Source organism: Termitidicoccus mucosus (assembly GCF_038725785.1).
Classification (GTDB): domain Bacteria; phylum Verrucomicrobiota; class Verrucomicrobiia; order Opitutales; family Opitutaceae; genus Termitidicoccus; species Termitidicoccus mucosus.
Genome location: NZ_CP109796.1, coordinates 7,744,612 through 7,759,507, shown reverse-complemented (window position 1 = coordinate 7,759,507; position 14,896 = coordinate 7,744,612). Strand labels below are relative to the sequence as shown.

The 14,896-nt window shown below is 64.8% G+C and carries 7 protein-coding genes; 4 read left to right on the top strand and 3 right to left on the bottom strand.

Translation table 11 applies throughout. The annotated features are described in order from the left end of the window. Positions 1 to 46 precede the first annotated feature (46 nt). The gene (locus OH491_RS27135) at positions 47 to 1,654 is read right to left on the bottom strand and encodes a sigma-54-dependent transcriptional regulator (RefSeq protein ID WP_068772763.1); all 1,608 of its coding nucleotides are present in this window, start codon (positions 1,652 to 1,654) and stop codon (positions 47 to 49) included. Between the two features lie 78 nt (positions 1,655 to 1,732). Between OH491_RS27135 and OH491_RS27130 the strand changes: the two genes are divergently transcribed. From OH491_RS27130 to OH491_RS27120, 3 genes are all read left to right on the top strand, one after another. Further along, complete coding sequence (locus OH491_RS27130) at positions 1,733 to 2,500, top strand: site-2 protease family protein (RefSeq protein WP_084442646.1); 768 nt, start codon at positions 1,733 to 1,735, stop codon at positions 2,498 to 2,500. A gap of 130 nt (positions 2,501 to 2,630) precedes the next feature. Further along, entirely contained in the window at positions 2,631 to 4,127 is a 1,497-nt protein-coding gene (locus OH491_RS27125) for a sulfatase family protein (protein WP_068772765.1), read from the top strand. 10 nt (positions 4,128 to 4,137) lie between these two features. Then, complete coding sequence (locus tag OH491_RS27120; RefSeq protein ID WP_068772766.1) at positions 4,138 to 8,931, top strand: glycosyl hydrolase; 4,794 nt, start codon at positions 4,138 to 4,140, stop codon at positions 8,929 to 8,931. Between the two features lie 241 nt (positions 8,932 to 9,172). On the opposite strand, the gene menD is transcribed toward OH491_RS27120, so the two are convergent. Together menD and OH491_RS27110 are read right to left on the bottom strand one after the other, a co-directional pair. After that, the gene (menD, locus tag OH491_RS27115) at positions 9,173 to 11,095 is read right to left on the bottom strand and encodes a 2-succinyl-5-enolpyruvyl-6-hydroxy-3-cyclohexene-1-carboxylic-acid synthase (RefSeq protein WP_068772767.1); all 1,923 of its coding nucleotides are present in this window, start codon (positions 11,093 to 11,095) and stop codon (positions 9,173 to 9,175) included. Between the two features lie 141 nt (positions 11,096 to 11,236). Then, positions 11,237 to 11,548, bottom strand: a complete 312-nt coding sequence (locus OH491_RS27110) for a helix-turn-helix domain-containing protein (RefSeq protein ID WP_334319681.1) — start codon at positions 11,546 to 11,548, stop codon at positions 11,237 to 11,239. A gap of 278 nt (positions 11,549 to 11,826) precedes the next feature. Here OH491_RS27110 and OH491_RS27105 point away from each other — a divergent pair, with 278 nt between their 5' ends. Continuing rightward, complete coding sequence (locus tag OH491_RS27105; protein WP_334319682.1) at positions 11,827 to 14,679, top strand: autotransporter outer membrane beta-barrel domain-containing protein; 2,853 nt, start codon at positions 11,827 to 11,829, stop codon at positions 14,677 to 14,679. The last annotated feature ends 217 nt before the right edge of the window (positions 14,680 to 14,896 follow it).

Genomic DNA, 14,896 nt, shown 5'->3' with positions numbered 1-14,896 from the left:
GGCCGCCCCTGGCAGAACTGTGCGCCCGCCGGGCCCTGCACGCGTGCTATTTGTTTTTCACCCCAAGCTCTTCCATGCGCTTGCGCAACGTGGCCCGGGTCATGCCGAGTTTTTCGGAGGTGCGCGCAAGATTGCCGTTCTCGGCTTTGTAAACGCGCACGATCATCTCGCGTTCCAGGCGCTCGAGAATCGGTTCGTTGCCTGCCGAGAGATGGGCGTGAAGAAAATCAAGCGCGCTGTCGATGGTCAGCGCTCCCGCCGCCCCCGCCGGGACGACATGCTCGGCCGGCGTCCGCGCGCCGGCGGCGGGCATGGCTTCGCCGGTGGCGGCGGGCGATGCCTCAAACGGCGCCACGCCGCCCGCCTGCGCAACAGGGGCGGCCGGTTGCGACGCCGTCATCACCGGCGGCTGCGCCGGAACAGCCGCGGCGGCGGCCGGCGCCGGCGCGACCGCGCCCTCGACCACCGCGAGGATTTCCTGCGGCAGGTCCTTCAAGAGGATCGTGTCCCCCTGCGCGATGACGGCGCTGCGGTAGATCACGTTTTCCAATTCGCGCACGTTGCCCGGCCAGCGGTGGCGGGTGAGCACGCCCATCGCCTCGGGCGAGACCTTGTTCACGCGCGTCTTTTTCTGGCGGACGAGGTTTTGCAGGCAAAAGTCCACGATCTGCGGGATGTCGCCGTCGCGGTCGCGCAGCGCGGGCATGCGGATGCGCACGACGTTGAGGCGGTAGTAGAGATCCTCGCGAAAGGTCTTCTCGCGGATCATCGTCTCGAGATCCTTGTTCGTCGCGGCGAGGATGCGCACGTCCACCTTGATCGTCTCGGTGCCGCCGACGCGCTGGATTTCGCCCTGCTGGAGCACGCGCAGGATCTTGGTCTGCGTGGCGAGCGCCATGTCGCCGATCTCGTCGAGGAAGATGGTGCCGCCGTCGCAGAGCTCGAACTTGCCGAGCCGCTGGTTGGTCGCGCCGGTGAAGGAGCCCTTCTCATGGCCGAAGAGCTCGCTCTCGATCAGGTTGTCCGGAATGGCCGCGCAGTTGACGGCGATGAAGGGCTTGTTCGCGCGGTGGCTGTGCTTCCAGATGGAGCGGGCGACGAGTTCCTTGCCCGTGCCGCTCTCGCCGGTGATCATCACGGTCACATCGCTGGCGGTGACCTGCCCGATGATTTTGAACACGTCCTGCATCGGCTGCGAGCTGCCGACGATGCCTTCCTTGTAGTCCTCGCTGTTGATGCTGGGTTTGTAGGCGCTGGAGGCGCGCATGTCGTCATGGGCCTTGAGCGCGTTTTCGGCCAGCGAGAGCACTTTTTGCGGCTCGAAAGGTTTCATGATGTAGTCAAACGCGCCGTATTTCATCGCCTCGATGGCGGTCTGCGCAGTGCCGAACGCGGTCATGAGGATGACCATCTGGCGCGGATTGACGGAGCGGATGTGCTGCAGCGCGTCGAGCCCGCTCATGCCGCTCATGCGCACATCGAGAAAAATCAGGTCGGGCGGGCTTTTTTTCACGATGGCGATGCCCTGCTCTCCGCTCGCGGCTTCCATGACCTGATATTTGCGCGAGGACAGGACGCGGGACAACGAGTAGCGGACTTCGGAATCATCGTCTATCACGAGGATGCTCGGTAACTTGGATGCGGGTTCGGACATGGGCGGGTTTGCAAAGGAGGTTTACTGGCTTGCGATTGGTGCAACTGCACACGACAAGACGAGTCTTACTTTTAGTCAATGCGAGGCTCGTCAATCAGTTTGTTTCGCATCGTCGGCATAAGGCTGGAGATGCATTTTACCTTTCTGTTACTGCTCGGTTACGCCGCATGGGAGGGGTGGTCCGGCGTGCCCGAGGCGCCTTGGCTCGGCATGGCTTGGTTTGTCATGTATGTGTTGCTGGCGTTTGGCTGCGTGGTGCTGCACGAATTCGGGCACGCGTTGACCGCGAGGCGTTTCGGTGTGCGCACACGGCGCATTCTGCTCACGCCCATCGGCGGGATGGCCGAGTTTGAGTCCATCCCGCGCAAGCCGCTCCAGGAAATCGCCATCGCGTTCGCGGGACCGGCGGTGAATTTTGTATTGGTCGGCCTGATACTGCTGTTTGTGGACTTTCCCGGGCCGCATGACCTGCTGATGCTGTCATTCGCCCCGTCCGCGATTTTCAAGCAGCTCGTCGCCATTAATCTTGTGCTCGGCTGCTTCAACCTCGTCCCGGTTTTCCCGATGGACGGAGGCCGCGTCCTGCGCGCCGCGCTCGCGCTGCGGCTGTCCTACCTGCGCGCCACGCAAATCGCCTCGTGGGTGGGCAAGACGCTCGCGGTGCTCGCCGCGCTGGCCATGCTCTTTGTGGTGGGCAACCCGATGGGCGCGGTGCTCTTTGCGTTTATCTTCTACGCGGCCGACCGCGAATACAAGATGGTGCGCCAGCGCGAGACCGAGGCCGAGTTCTGGCGGCAATGGATGGAGCGATTCCAAGCCCCGCCGCCTCCACCGCCGTCCGCTTGAAGCCGCGACCGGCGGCTTTACGATTGAAGTCAACCGTAAACCGCCTCCGCGCTTTCCCCGTCCCGCCCCGTGCCTTTAGGGTCGCGGTGTCTTTTCCCTTCCGCCGTTTCCTGCCTTCCCCATCACGCCAATGACACCCTCCAGACACGCCGCCCTGTCCGTGTTTTCCACGCTCGCCGGCATCGCGGTTTCCCTGCCCGGCGTCGCGCGCGGGGATGCTCCGCGCAACGCCACCCCGGCTCCCTCCAGCCCGAAGGCCCAGGGCGCCCCCGCCGGCGCCCTCCCCCCGCCCAACGTCATCGTCTTCATCACCGACGACGAAAGCTGGCTGGAACGCTCCGCCTACGGCTGGTCCAACCTGCCCACGCCGCACTTTGACCGCGTCGCCCGCGAGGGCGTGCTCTTCAACCGCTGCTACACCTCCGCGCCCTCCTGCGCGCCGTCCCGTGCCTCGCTCCTCACCGGGCGCAACTTCTGGGAGCTGGAGCAGGGCGCGTTCATCCAAGGCTGGTTGCCGGCCAAATTCCCCCGCCTGCCCGACCTGCTCCAGTCCGCCGGCTATCACACCGGCTATACCGGCAAAGGCTGGGGACCGGGCCTCCTCCCCCCCGACGCGCCCAAAAAAAATCCCGCCGGCACCGCTTACAACCAGCTCAAGCGCAAGGCCGAAAAGGGCATGAGCAACATCGACTACCCGGCCAATCTCAACGCGTTTCTGGACCAGCGCCCCGAGGGGAGTCCCTTCTATTTCTGGATCGGTTCCATCGAGCCGCACACGCCCCTCGATCCGGATAATTACAAAAAGCTGGAGGCGCGGCACGGCATCAAGCTGGGCGACGTCACGATGCCCGGCTTCGTGCCCGACACGCCCGAGATGCGCCGCACCCGCGCCGCCGTCCAATATGAAATCTGCCACGCCGACGACGACCTGGGCCGCGTCATCGAAACGCTCGAACGCCGGGGCCTGCTCGAAAACACCATCATCTTCGTCACCGGCGACAACGGCACGCAGATCCCCTACTCCAAGGCCACGCCCTACGACTGGGGCGTGCACGAGCCGCTCGCCGTCATGTGGCCCGCGCGCGTGAAACCGGGCCGGCGCGTGGACGACTTTGTCAATTTCGCCGACTTCGCCCCCACCATCCTCGCCGCCGCCGGCGCCGCCATTCCCGGTGGCATGAGCGGACGCAGTTTTCTCGACGTGCTCCTCTCCGAAAAAACCGGCCGCATCGACCCGGCGCGCTCGTGGACGGTCACCGGCCTCGAATGGCACGGCGAACTCCCTCCCTACAGCAGCGCCGCCCGCGCCATCCGGGACGAACGCTACCACTACATCGCCAACTACGCCATCCGGCCCGCCAACCGCACCCCCGCCGGACGCGGCGCCCCGGCAGAACTCAAACCCGGCGAGATCTGGGAAGAACTCTACGACTGCGAAACCGATCCGTGGCAACTGACCAACCTCGCCGCCTCACCCGCGCACGCCGAAACCAAAGCGCGCCTGGCCGGACAACTGCGCGACTACCAGCTCCAAACCCGCGATCCGCGCGCCACCGGCGACATGAAGCTCTTCGACGAAACCCGTGCGCTCGTGGAAGGGCGCAAGAAAAACAACTACCAAGACTGACCCTCCGCCTATGCACCATCCCGCCCCCATCCTCCTGGCCGCCGTACTCGCCGCCTCGCCGCTCGCGGCCGACGACGGTTTCTACAAATACACCACCTATAATCCCGACCAGCCGGTGCACACGCTTTCCGCGAAGGACTTTGCCGCGCCCTCCGGCTTCGCCAAGCCCCAGACTTGGTGGCACTGGATAAACGGCAACGTCTCCCGCGAAGGCATCGAGGCCGACCTGCGCGAGATGGCCGACAAGGGCTACGGCTTCGCGCGCATCTTTTCCGTCAACAGCGTCAAACACCAGGGACCGCTTCTCTTCGCGTCGCCCGAGTGGTTCGACAACTTCAAGTTCACCGTCGAGACCGCCGCGAAATACGGCATGGGCATCGGCATCCACAACTGCGACGGCTGGTCCGAGGCCGGCGGCCCGTGGATCACGCCCGAGCTCTCCATGAAGGAGCTCACGCTGAAAACCATCCGCGTCACCGGCGACGGCTCCGAGCAATCCATTCCCCTCCCCGCCCTCGACCGCCAACTCGACTTCGCCCGCGACATCGCCGTGCTCGCATGGCCCTCGCGCCGCCCCGCCATGCTCGCCATGCACCAGCCGAGCGCCCTCCGCCGCGTGTATCCGGCTAACGACTACACGCGGGTCGGCGGCGGGCGGAAGGAGTTCGTCCCCGGCCCCGGCGGCCTGCCCGGACGCGGCAATGAACCTCTCGCGACCGGCCTCCGCGAGCGCGCCGGCCCCGGCGACGAAGGCGGCCTCGCGCTCCTCTTCGACGGCGTGGCCGACGAGAAACGCGCCGCCTTCTCCTACGAGAAAACCTCCCCCGGCCAGTTCACGGGTGTCACCCTCGAATTTGCCGAGCCATTCGAGGCCGCGGGTGTCTTCACCGAGGTTTATTGGATGTATGAACTTCCCCTGAACATCTTCCTCGAAGCATCCGATGACGGCGTGAACTTCGAGAAAGTCTGCGAACTCCAGTTCCGCCAGTCCGACACCACCGCCGCCTTCGCGCCGCGCCGCGCCAAGTTCTGGAGAATCGTCCGCTACCAAAGCAAAAATCCCACCGAGCGCGTCCTCCGCGGCGTCGTGCGCGAACACGAACTGCGCCTTTCCGAAGTCGAGCTGCTCGCCCCCGGCGAGAACTCCCGCGCCGCCTTCCCCATTGAAAACTTCCCCGCCAAGGCCGGCGTCACGGCTCCCAGCGGGCTCGCCTACGCCACCACCACGCCCTTCCCCGAAAAGCTCATTCTCAAACCCGGCGAAGTCCAAAACCTCACCGACCGCGCCACCGGCCTCGATCTCGCTCAAAGGAGCGCGGGCATTCCTGCCCGCGATTTCGCGGACAAGAATGTCCGCGCTCCCGACACTCCCTCCGCCACCCTCCGCTGGCGCGTCCCCGCCGGCGAATGGGTTGTCATGCGCATCGGCTACACCACCACCGGCAAGGTCGTCCATCCCGCCACGCCCGCCGGACGCGGCCTCGAGGTGGACAAGTTCGAGCCGTCCGCCGTCGCGCACCACTTCGATTCCTACGACCGCAAAATGATCGACGCCGCCGGCCCGCTCGCCGGGAAAACCTTCGCCGTCATCGAGACCGACTCCTGGGAGGCGGGGCACCAGAACTGGAGCGAAAATTTCGCCCAATACTTCCGCGAGCAAAACGGCTACGACATCCTGCCGTGGCTGCCCGTCTATGCCGGCGAGTGTATCGAAAGCGTGGATACCACGGAAAACTTCCTCCGCGACCTCCGCCGCACCTTCTCGACGCTCATCATGGGCAATTTCTACGGCAAGATGGGCTCGCTCACCCGCGCCGCCGGCCTGAAATACGAAACCGAGCCCGCCGGCGGCATCTACATGCGCGATCCGATGAATTCCTTCCGCGAGGCCGACTTCCCCATGACCGAGGTCTGGCAGGAGCCGCGCGAGCCCGGAGTCGTCGCCGGCATCCGCTCCGTCCTCGCCCGCGAAACCTCCAGCACCGCCCATTTCTATGGCAAGCAATACGTCACCTGCGAGGCGCTTACCAGCCGCAAGGGCAACTGGGCCGAAACCCCGTGGATCATGAAAGGCACGCTCGACACCCTCTTGCTCGCCGGCCCCAACGTCTCCGTTTTCCACACCTACACGCACCAGCCCGACGAGCGCGCGCCCGGCTGGCAGATGGAACCCTGGGGCGTTTCGCAAAACCGGAAAATGCCGTGGTGGCCGCTCTCCAAGGCGTGGTTCAGCTACATCGCCCGCGTCCAATACATGCTCCAGCAGGGCAAGTACGCCGCGCGCATCCTCTATCTCTACTCCGACGAAATTCCCACTCCGCCCATCTCGCTCTCCACCAAAACCGCCCTTCAATACGACATCATCAACGGCGACGGCGCCCGCGACTTCCTCCGCGTCGAAAACGGCCGGCTCCTCAGCCCCGGGCAGATGTGCTACGACGTGATGTTCGTCTCCCCGCAAACCAGCCTCCGGCTCGAAACCCTCGAAAAGCTGAAAACCCTTCTCGATGCCGGCGCCACCATCGCCGCCCAGTCAAAACCCGCCTTCAGCCCGACCCTCCGCGGCGGCGAGCCCGCCGCCGCCCGCTGGCGCGCCCTTGCCGACGAACTCTTCGGCGACAGCTCCAAGGCGGTTCGCAAAATCGGCGCCGGGCGTATCTTCACCGGTCACACGCCCGATGAAGTCATCGCCGCTCTCGCCCTCCCCGTGCCCTTCACCTACCGTCTCCTCCCCGTCAACAATTCCGCCGCTTCGGCGGGCAACAGCCCGCCGCCTCTCGGCCTCGATTACGGCAACGCCGCCGACCTCGCCTGGCAGCACCGCGAGCATGCCGACGGCACCGAGTGGTTCTGGATCATCAACCGCGACTCCGCCGCCGGCCGCTCCGGCATCATGTCCTTCCGCGTCACCGGCAAGGCCGCCTCCCTCTGGCATCCCGAAAGCGGAAAGACCGAGCCCGTCCCCGCCGCCGTCGAGGAAGACGGCTGCACCCGCATCCCGCTCTCGCTTGGGAAACTCGAAGGCGTTTTTGTGGTATTTCAAAATAATATTGAAAACAAAACGCCGCCGCCCGCCGCCGTGAAAATCATTTCCGATGGCGGCGAGGTTTTCCCGAAGCCCTCCGTTGAAGGCGTCGTCGACAACGCAAAAATCACCGGCGATTTCACCTTCGCCGTCACGGTTTCCCCGGCGGGCGACCGCAAGATCACGCAGGCCGCGTCGTCCGGCATCTGCCCGGGCATGGGCGGCAACGAGAACTTTGTCCTCTACCCGGAGCCCATTCACGAGAAACTGAAAGACGGCCGGCACGCCGCCGCGGGCCTGAGCGTGGGCAAAAATTCCATCGCCGTCTTCGAGCACGGCGCCGGCTACTTCAACAGCATCATCGTCTGGGACCGGCCCGTGGCGGAAGACACACAGGTCGCCGTGGTCTATAAAAACAACACTCCCACTTTATATATAAACGGAAAACAAGTCGCCGCCGCCGCGAAACCCTCGGGCCGCATCGTGCATCCGCCCGCCGCCATCCGCCCCTCCTACAAGGGCAAGTCCTCGGGCTACATCCTCGAAACGCCCTCCGCCGGTCCGATCGACAACACCAAAATATCGGGCGACTTCACCTTCGCCGTCACGGTTTCCCCGGCGGGCGACCGCAAGCTCACGCAGGCCGCCGCGGCCGGCATCGCCCCCGGAGGAGGCGGCAACGAAAATTTCGTGCTCTATCCCGAACAGATGCACTTGAAGATAAACGACCACCGGCACGCCTGCGCCGGCCTGAGCGTCGGGCGCAACTCCGTGGCCGTCTTCGAGCACGGCTCGGGCTACCTCAACAGCATCATCGTCTGGGACCGGCCCGTGGCGGACAACACGCAGGTTGCCGTGGTCTATAAAAACAACACGCCTGCTTTGTATATAAACGGAAAACAGGTCGCCGTCGCCGCGAAATCTTCCGGTCGCATCGTGCACCCGCCCGCCGTCATCCGCTCCGAATACAAAGGGCGCGCGGAGAATTTTGTGCTCGAAAAATCCGCGCTGTCCGCGCCCGAAATCGCCGCGCTTGCGGACAAGCCCGCCGGCGGGCTTGTTTTGCGGGCCAACCCCGCAGAAACCGCCGGAGCCCGGACAAAATCCGCCGGGCCGCGCCTTTTTGTGACGCGCGACGGCAGGCTCGCCGCCGAATTCACATCGCCCGGAAAACTGGAAATCGAAAAGGCGGGCGGCTCGAAAGTTGTTTTGGCGGCAGACGCCGTTCCCGCGCCGAAATCCATCCCCGGTCCCTTCACGGTCACCTTCGACGCCAAATGGGGCGCGCCGGCCGGACCGCGGCAATTCGGAAAGCTCGTCTCGTGGACGGAAAACTCCGAGCCCGGAGTGAAGCATTATTCCGGCGCGGCGGTTTATACAAAGGATCTCGACATCCCCGCGTCAGACCTCGCCGCCGGCATCCGTGTTTATCTCGAAATCGACCAGGTCTGCGAAGTCGCCGAAGTGTCGGTCAACGGCAAATCCGTCGGCACGCTCTGGCGTCCGCCCTACAAGCTCGATGTTACCGATTATATAAAAAAGGGCAAAAACACGCTCGCCATCACGGTGGCCAACACGTGGGTGAACCGCTGCCTTTACGATGCCACGCTCCCCGAGGGCGGGCGCCTCACGTGGGCCAACTCGATGCAGACGCATTATCCCGATCCGGCCACGATCAAGCCCGGAGATTATTTCCCGTGGAAATACGGCCCGCTGCCATCCGGGCTGATTGGAGAAATGCGGCTCGTTTATACAAAAATCGCCAGCGAAACACGCTGACGCGCGACCAGGTAGCACAGGCATTCCTGTCTGTTCGGTTTATACGGTTTGATATAATTTTTTCATTTAATATTGGCGCGGCAGCGCCGGTAGGGCGAAGCCTCCGGCTGAGCCGCGGCTCGGCAGGGACGCCTCGCCCTACCATTTGGGCCAATGTTGAAAGAAAATACTATAATGTGCGGCTTTGCCGTCGTCGCAGACCGGCACAGACAGGAATGCCCGTGCTATTTTGCGCGTCACTTCATCCGCCGGCCCGGGCGAGCAGCGCCTTGCGGCGGGCGGTGTCGGCTTTGCGGTTGGTGCGAATTTCCAGCACACGCACACCGGCGGGCGGAAGCGCCGCGATCAGTTGCGCGAATTGCGCCCAGTCGCGGATGAGAATGTGCCCGGCGCCGTGCGCCTCGCAAAGGCGGGCGAAATCGACTTGTTGCGGCGTGGCGAAATAATCCTCGAAAGGCGGCTCGAACGACGCGACGGGAAGATGCTCGAAAATGCCTCCGCCCTGATTGTTGATGAGCACGATGGTCAGGCTGCCGCGGAAGCGCGCGTTTCCGCCGATGAGAAACCCGTTGGTATCGTGGAGCAGCGAAAGATCTCCGGTGAGCAGCACCGCCGGGCGGGAGTTCCCGTGCGCGATGCCGAGCGCGGTCGAGAGCGTGCCGTCGATGCCGTTGGCGCCGCGGTTGAAATAAAAACGCGCACGGCGGTCGTTCGCGGGCCAGAAACAGTCCGCGTCGCGCACGGGCATCGAATTGGCGACGAACAGCGGCGTCGATTCAGGCAGATGGCGCGCGAGCAGCCAGACGGCCCCGGGTTCGAAAAGGTCGCCGGGAGCGATGGCGTCGAGTTCCGCGTCGAGGACGGCCCGGGCGTCAGTCTCGGCGCGTCGCCATGCGTCGCGATACGCGGCGGTCGTGGCGACGGAGGCAGAGGTGTCATTATAACCCATTAGGTTACAATCCAGCTCCGCGCCGAGCGCGCTGGCGAGGTGGCGGGTGCGTCCGTGGAGGGCATCGCGATTGCGGACGGTGGGGGCGGCAAGCAGGATTTCGGGCTGGGTTTGGTCCAGCCAGGAGCGGAGGATTTTGCTTACCGGCCAGCCTCCGACGCAGAGCACGAACTTCGGCGTGAGTTCGCGGGCGCGGTTTTTATTGCGCAGGATTTCATCGTAGGCGGAGACGCGCACGACCTCCGGCGGCATCGCGTGATGGCGGGCGGGAGAAAGCGCGTCGGCAAGCAAGGGCCAGCCGGTTTGCGCGGCGAGGCGTGCGAGCGCGCCGGCATGGACCGCGGGATCGCAGCCTGTGAATGGGCCCGCGATGATGAGCCCGCGTTGCGTGGACGTGGGGGTATGGGTGGGTTGTGTGGCATGGGCGTCCCGCCCATGCGGGGCGAGTGGCATGGGCGTCCCGCCCATGCTTTCGGAAGGCGGCTCCGCGAAGCACGAACGGGACGCCCGTGCCACCCGATCCAACACGGGCGAGCCGCCCGTGTCACTTGGTCCGGAACCACTCCGCACGATGCCAGGCAACATACCCAGATGCGCGAAAAACTCCTCGCCGATTTTTTCACGCCATTCGTCGGCGCACACTTTGCCGTCCTCGACCGGTGGCAGCGGATCGCGAAAGGGCGCGTTGAGGTGCACGGGACCAGGCTCGGGATGGAGCGCGCGTTCGCAGGCATGCGCGATAGTCTGGCGCAGGTAACGGAGACGTTCGAGCGTGGCCTCCGGGGTGGCGAGTTCGTGATACCAAACCACATGCGCGCCGTAGAGCTTTTGCTGGTCGATGGTCTGGCCGGAGGCGCATTCGCGCATCTCGGGCGGACGGTCGGCGGTGATGACGACAAGCGGCGCGCCGCTCTCGCGCGCCTCGATGACCGCCGGGAAATAATTCGCCGCCGCCGTGCCCGAGGTGCAGACGAGCGCGACGGGGCGCGCGTGCTGTTTGGCGAGACCGAGCGCGAAAAATCCCGCCGACCGTTCGTCGAGCACGGGAATGGCCTCGATGCCCTCATGCCGCGCGAAGGCAAACGTGAGCGGCGTCGAGCGCGAGCCGGGCGATACCACGGCGTGCCGCACGCCGCAACGATGCAAGGTCTCGGCGAGCACGGAGCACCAGAGAGCGTTTGTGTTGCGAAAATCGAGGGCGGGAGCAGTGGGCATCAGGCAAAAAATCTGGCGGGAAGTTCAGCAGATTGCCCGCGAAAGACACGGAAAAACAACAGCGCCGCCCGTCTCACGTGCAAAGCCTCGAAAACGGCGCAGTGGAGAAGATTCGTTTTCCCGCCCCGACAGGGACGCCAATCAGCGATCTTTTTTGAGCAACCGCGCCGGCAGCGAACGGAACCCCAGCAACTCATCCGGAAATACCCCGAGCACCTCGCAAAGCAACTTGAGCTCCCAATCGCTGACGACGCGCACGCCGGTCTCGATTTTGGAGATCAGCAAATGATCGACATCCCACCCGCGCTGCGCGCATTGCCCGACCAGATTGTCCTGCGTCCAGCCATGCGCCTTGCGCACCTGCCGCACCACCTTGCCCACCGCGTTCAACTCCGCGCCGGGCTGATAGGCCCGCCGGGCATACTTGGACGGGCGTTTTTTGCGGGTGGTCACGGATGATGTAAAAATGGATACGCAGCATAGAGGGTTTCGCGCCCGGTTTATCGCGTTATAACGCTACTTTTTTCTTGATCGATTTGCGGATCCGGCGGATTGATTTGCGTTGTAACGCGATAACGGGGTTCCGCGCAGTTCTCCGTTTCACTGCCGTTCCGCCCGGCACCCCGGGCGACAACAGTCTTTTTTCGAATCGCTCATCCACCATGCAAAATCCAATAAAACCAAAAAAGACCCGGCGGCTTGTTCGGGCCGTTTTTCCCGTCTGCCTGCTCTTGCCATCGTTTTTGCAGGCACAGGCGTCGCCGGATGCAAACGGCTCCTATTTGTTCAACTCGGGAACGACGCATTTGCCCTCGCTGGCCGTGACCGCCACGGTGAACGGCGGCGGCAACGCGGAGAACGCGACTTATGGTCTCAAGGTGACCGGCACCGGCACGAAGCTGGTCCTGGATACGATTGACGTGGTGGTGAAGGACAAACCGGCAGGGGCGACCACCGCCGCGCGCAGCAACGGCCTGATGGTGGCGCATGGCGGCGAACTGACAGCCGGCAGCGGCACCATCGACAACCAGAAGACCACCGGAAACAATTACGGCATCCGGGTGCAGGACGAGGGCAGCGTGGCGTGGCTGGGCAATCTGGTCATTGTCACCTCTGCCTCCAGCTCCGCGAACGGCACCGGCGCGCTGGGCGGAAACGGCGGCACCCTGCACCTCGCCGACAGTGACATTACCATCCACGGTTATTGGGGCAAGGGCGTGACGGCTTTTGGCAACCAGACCAATCTCCGGGGTTACGTCTATGCCAGAAACCTGACCATTCACGGCCTGAACACCCGCGCCGACGCGATGAATTGCGGCTACCAGTCGGAATACGGCGGTTACCTGGAGGCGGACGGCGGCACGGTGGAGACCTTTGGCGGCGCGTCGCATGGCGTGGCCGTGGTCAGCGCGTTTAACACTTCCGCCAATCCCGGCTTGTTCACGGAAGCGCACATGCGCGGCATCACGTTCACGCTGCATGGCGACGGGGTGGCGGGCGGATACGTCGCCGGCTACGCGGAGTTGACGCTGGACGCCTGCCGCATCGCGGCCTCCGGCAGCGCGAATTACGGCCTGTATGCCCGGCGCAACAGCACCTACCTTTACGGCAACCAGGATTTTGCCGGCACGTTTGCGACGCGGATTGTCAGCACCGACACGGAGATTGTCACCACCGGGCGGAATTCCGCCGGGGCCTGGGTCAAGGATGCCGGCGTCACCGTCGAGATCGTCCGGGGCGTCATTGCCACCGGGGGCGCGGACGCCGCGGTTTTCGAGGTGCTGGACAACGGCAACGTCATCGCCACCGACGCCGTGCTTTCCTCCGCGCAATCCCACGGCATTTATGCCCGCACCACGGGTTCCACCACGCCGGACGACCATTCGACGGTCACGGTCCGCGGCGGCTCGCTCGGCGCGGGCCGGGATTTGGTGAATGTGGACGGCGCCCTGAACGGCGGAAATTTCAACACGGCGCTGGATGCCGCCCTCGACCGCGTGGCGACCGTCAACGGCGGCAACATCATCCGTGTTTACAACCACGGCACGGTCAACTTCAGCGGCAGCAGCCTGCATTTGACTGGTGCGATGACGCTGGGCGACCGCGCCGCCGACGTGGCCAACGTCACGCTAGACGCGACCGACTGGACGATGACCTCCGACTCGGCGGTGACCCGCCTGACGCTTGGCAACAGCACGGTGCGCTTTGCCCAAGGCGGCGCCTTCCGCACCCTGGACATCGTGGCCGACTTGACCGGCAGCGGCACGTTTGTGATGAACACCGACATCGCCGCCAATACCGGCGACCAGCTCACTGTCGGAGGCACCGCCGGCGGCGCGCACCGCATTATCATCAATGACACCGGCGCGAGGCCCACGGGCGGCGAGCCTCCGTTGCTGTTGGTGCAAACCGCCGCCGGCACGGCCGCTTTCTCCGGCACGACCACCATCGGCCTCTACGACTACAGCGTGCAAAACGGCGCGCAATTCGACGCGGACGGCATCACCGGCCTGCCCGCGACCAACTGGTATTTATACCGCGCCGGCCTCTCCGCCACCGCCGACGCCATCATTGGCACCGCCGCAATGCTGGGCCGCGACTGGCACTACTCGCTCGACGCGCTCTACCTGCGCATGGGAGATGTGCGCGCCGAACTGCTGCCCGCCGCCGTAGGGCCTGACCTTGCGTCAGGCCGCGAATACGTGAATCCGTCCGCCATGGGCGGCGCGACGCAAGGTCGCGCCCTACATCGCGGCGCGGACGCCCGCTCCCCGCAACCCGCCGGCAACATCTGGATGCGCGCCCGTGGTTACCGGCTGAATGCGGACAACCGCCTCACCGGACGCGCCTTTGACGAATACGTTTACGGCCTGACCACTGGCGGCGACAAAGCCTTCCGCCACGACGGGAGCACCACGCTCCTCGGCGGCTTTGTGGATCTGGGCCGCATCGAGCGGGACTTCTCCCGGGCGGGCGGCACCGGCCACACCAACGGCCTGACCGCCGGACTCTACGGCACTTGGCTGCACGACGCGGGCTGGCACGCCGACCTCGTGCTGAAAGCCGACCGCTACAAACACCGCTTCGACACCCTCACCGCCGATGGAGGCCGCGTGCAGGGCGGCTACAGCAGCGATGCTCAAGGCGTGTCCCTGGAAGCGGGCCGCCGCCTCGAACGCGCGGATGGCTGGTGGGTCGAACCCACCGCGCAAGCCGCCGTGGCGTGGCTGCGCGGCGCGACCTACCGCTCCGGTTCCGGCCACGCGACCTTCGAGGTGAAGGCGGCCTGCGCCCGCGCGGCGCAATACCGCGCGCTGGTGCGTTTCGGGCGGCGCATCGCGGACTCGAAGTGGATTCCCTACGGCAAATTCGGCGTGGTGAAGACCGACACCGCCGGCGGGGCGGTTCGCCTCGCCGGAGAGGCGTTCGTTCCGGACTACGACGGCTGGCGGGCGGAAGCCGGGGTGGGCGCGACGTATCGCGTAAGCGGGAGAAGCCAGTTGTATTTCGATTATGAATACAGCAAGGCTGCCCGTTACGAGCGCCCCTGGAGTCTGAATTTCGGCTGCCGGCGTCTCTGGTGAAAATGCCGCGCCGAAAAAACAGTCGCGGGAGGGGAAACTGACAATTTTCCCGATGGCTCGGATGGCATGAGTGTCTCGTCCATGCCATGTTTCGCGGGCAAGAATGCCCGCGCTCCTGTGCCTCACCCGCCACGGTCGCTCCCATTCAAAACAGCAAGGAACCTTCGTTTGAACCTTGTTTTGTTGCGGCTGCGCCACGCCGGGACTTTTGGGGGCG

Bases quoted from the DNA above. Each gene is read 5' to 3' on its own strand.
- OH491_RS27130 (WP_084442646.1), top strand. From the start codon at position 1,733: ATGCGAGGCTCGTCAATCAGTTTGTTTCGCATCGTCGGCATAAGGCTG.
- OH491_RS27120 (WP_068772766.1), top strand. From the start codon at position 4,138: ATGCACCATCCCGCCCCCATCCTCCTGGCCGCCGTACTCGCCGCCTCG.
- OH491_RS27135 (WP_068772763.1), bottom strand. From the start codon at position 1,654: ATGTCCGAACCCGCATCCAAGTTACCGAGCATCCTCGTGATAGACGAT.
- OH491_RS27125 (WP_068772765.1), top strand. From the start codon at position 2,631: ATGACACCCTCCAGACACGCCGCCCTGTCCGTGTTTTCCACGCTCGCC.
- menD (WP_068772767.1), bottom strand. From the start codon at position 11,095: ATGCCCACTGCTCCCGCCCTCGATTTTCGCAACACAAACGCTCTCTGG.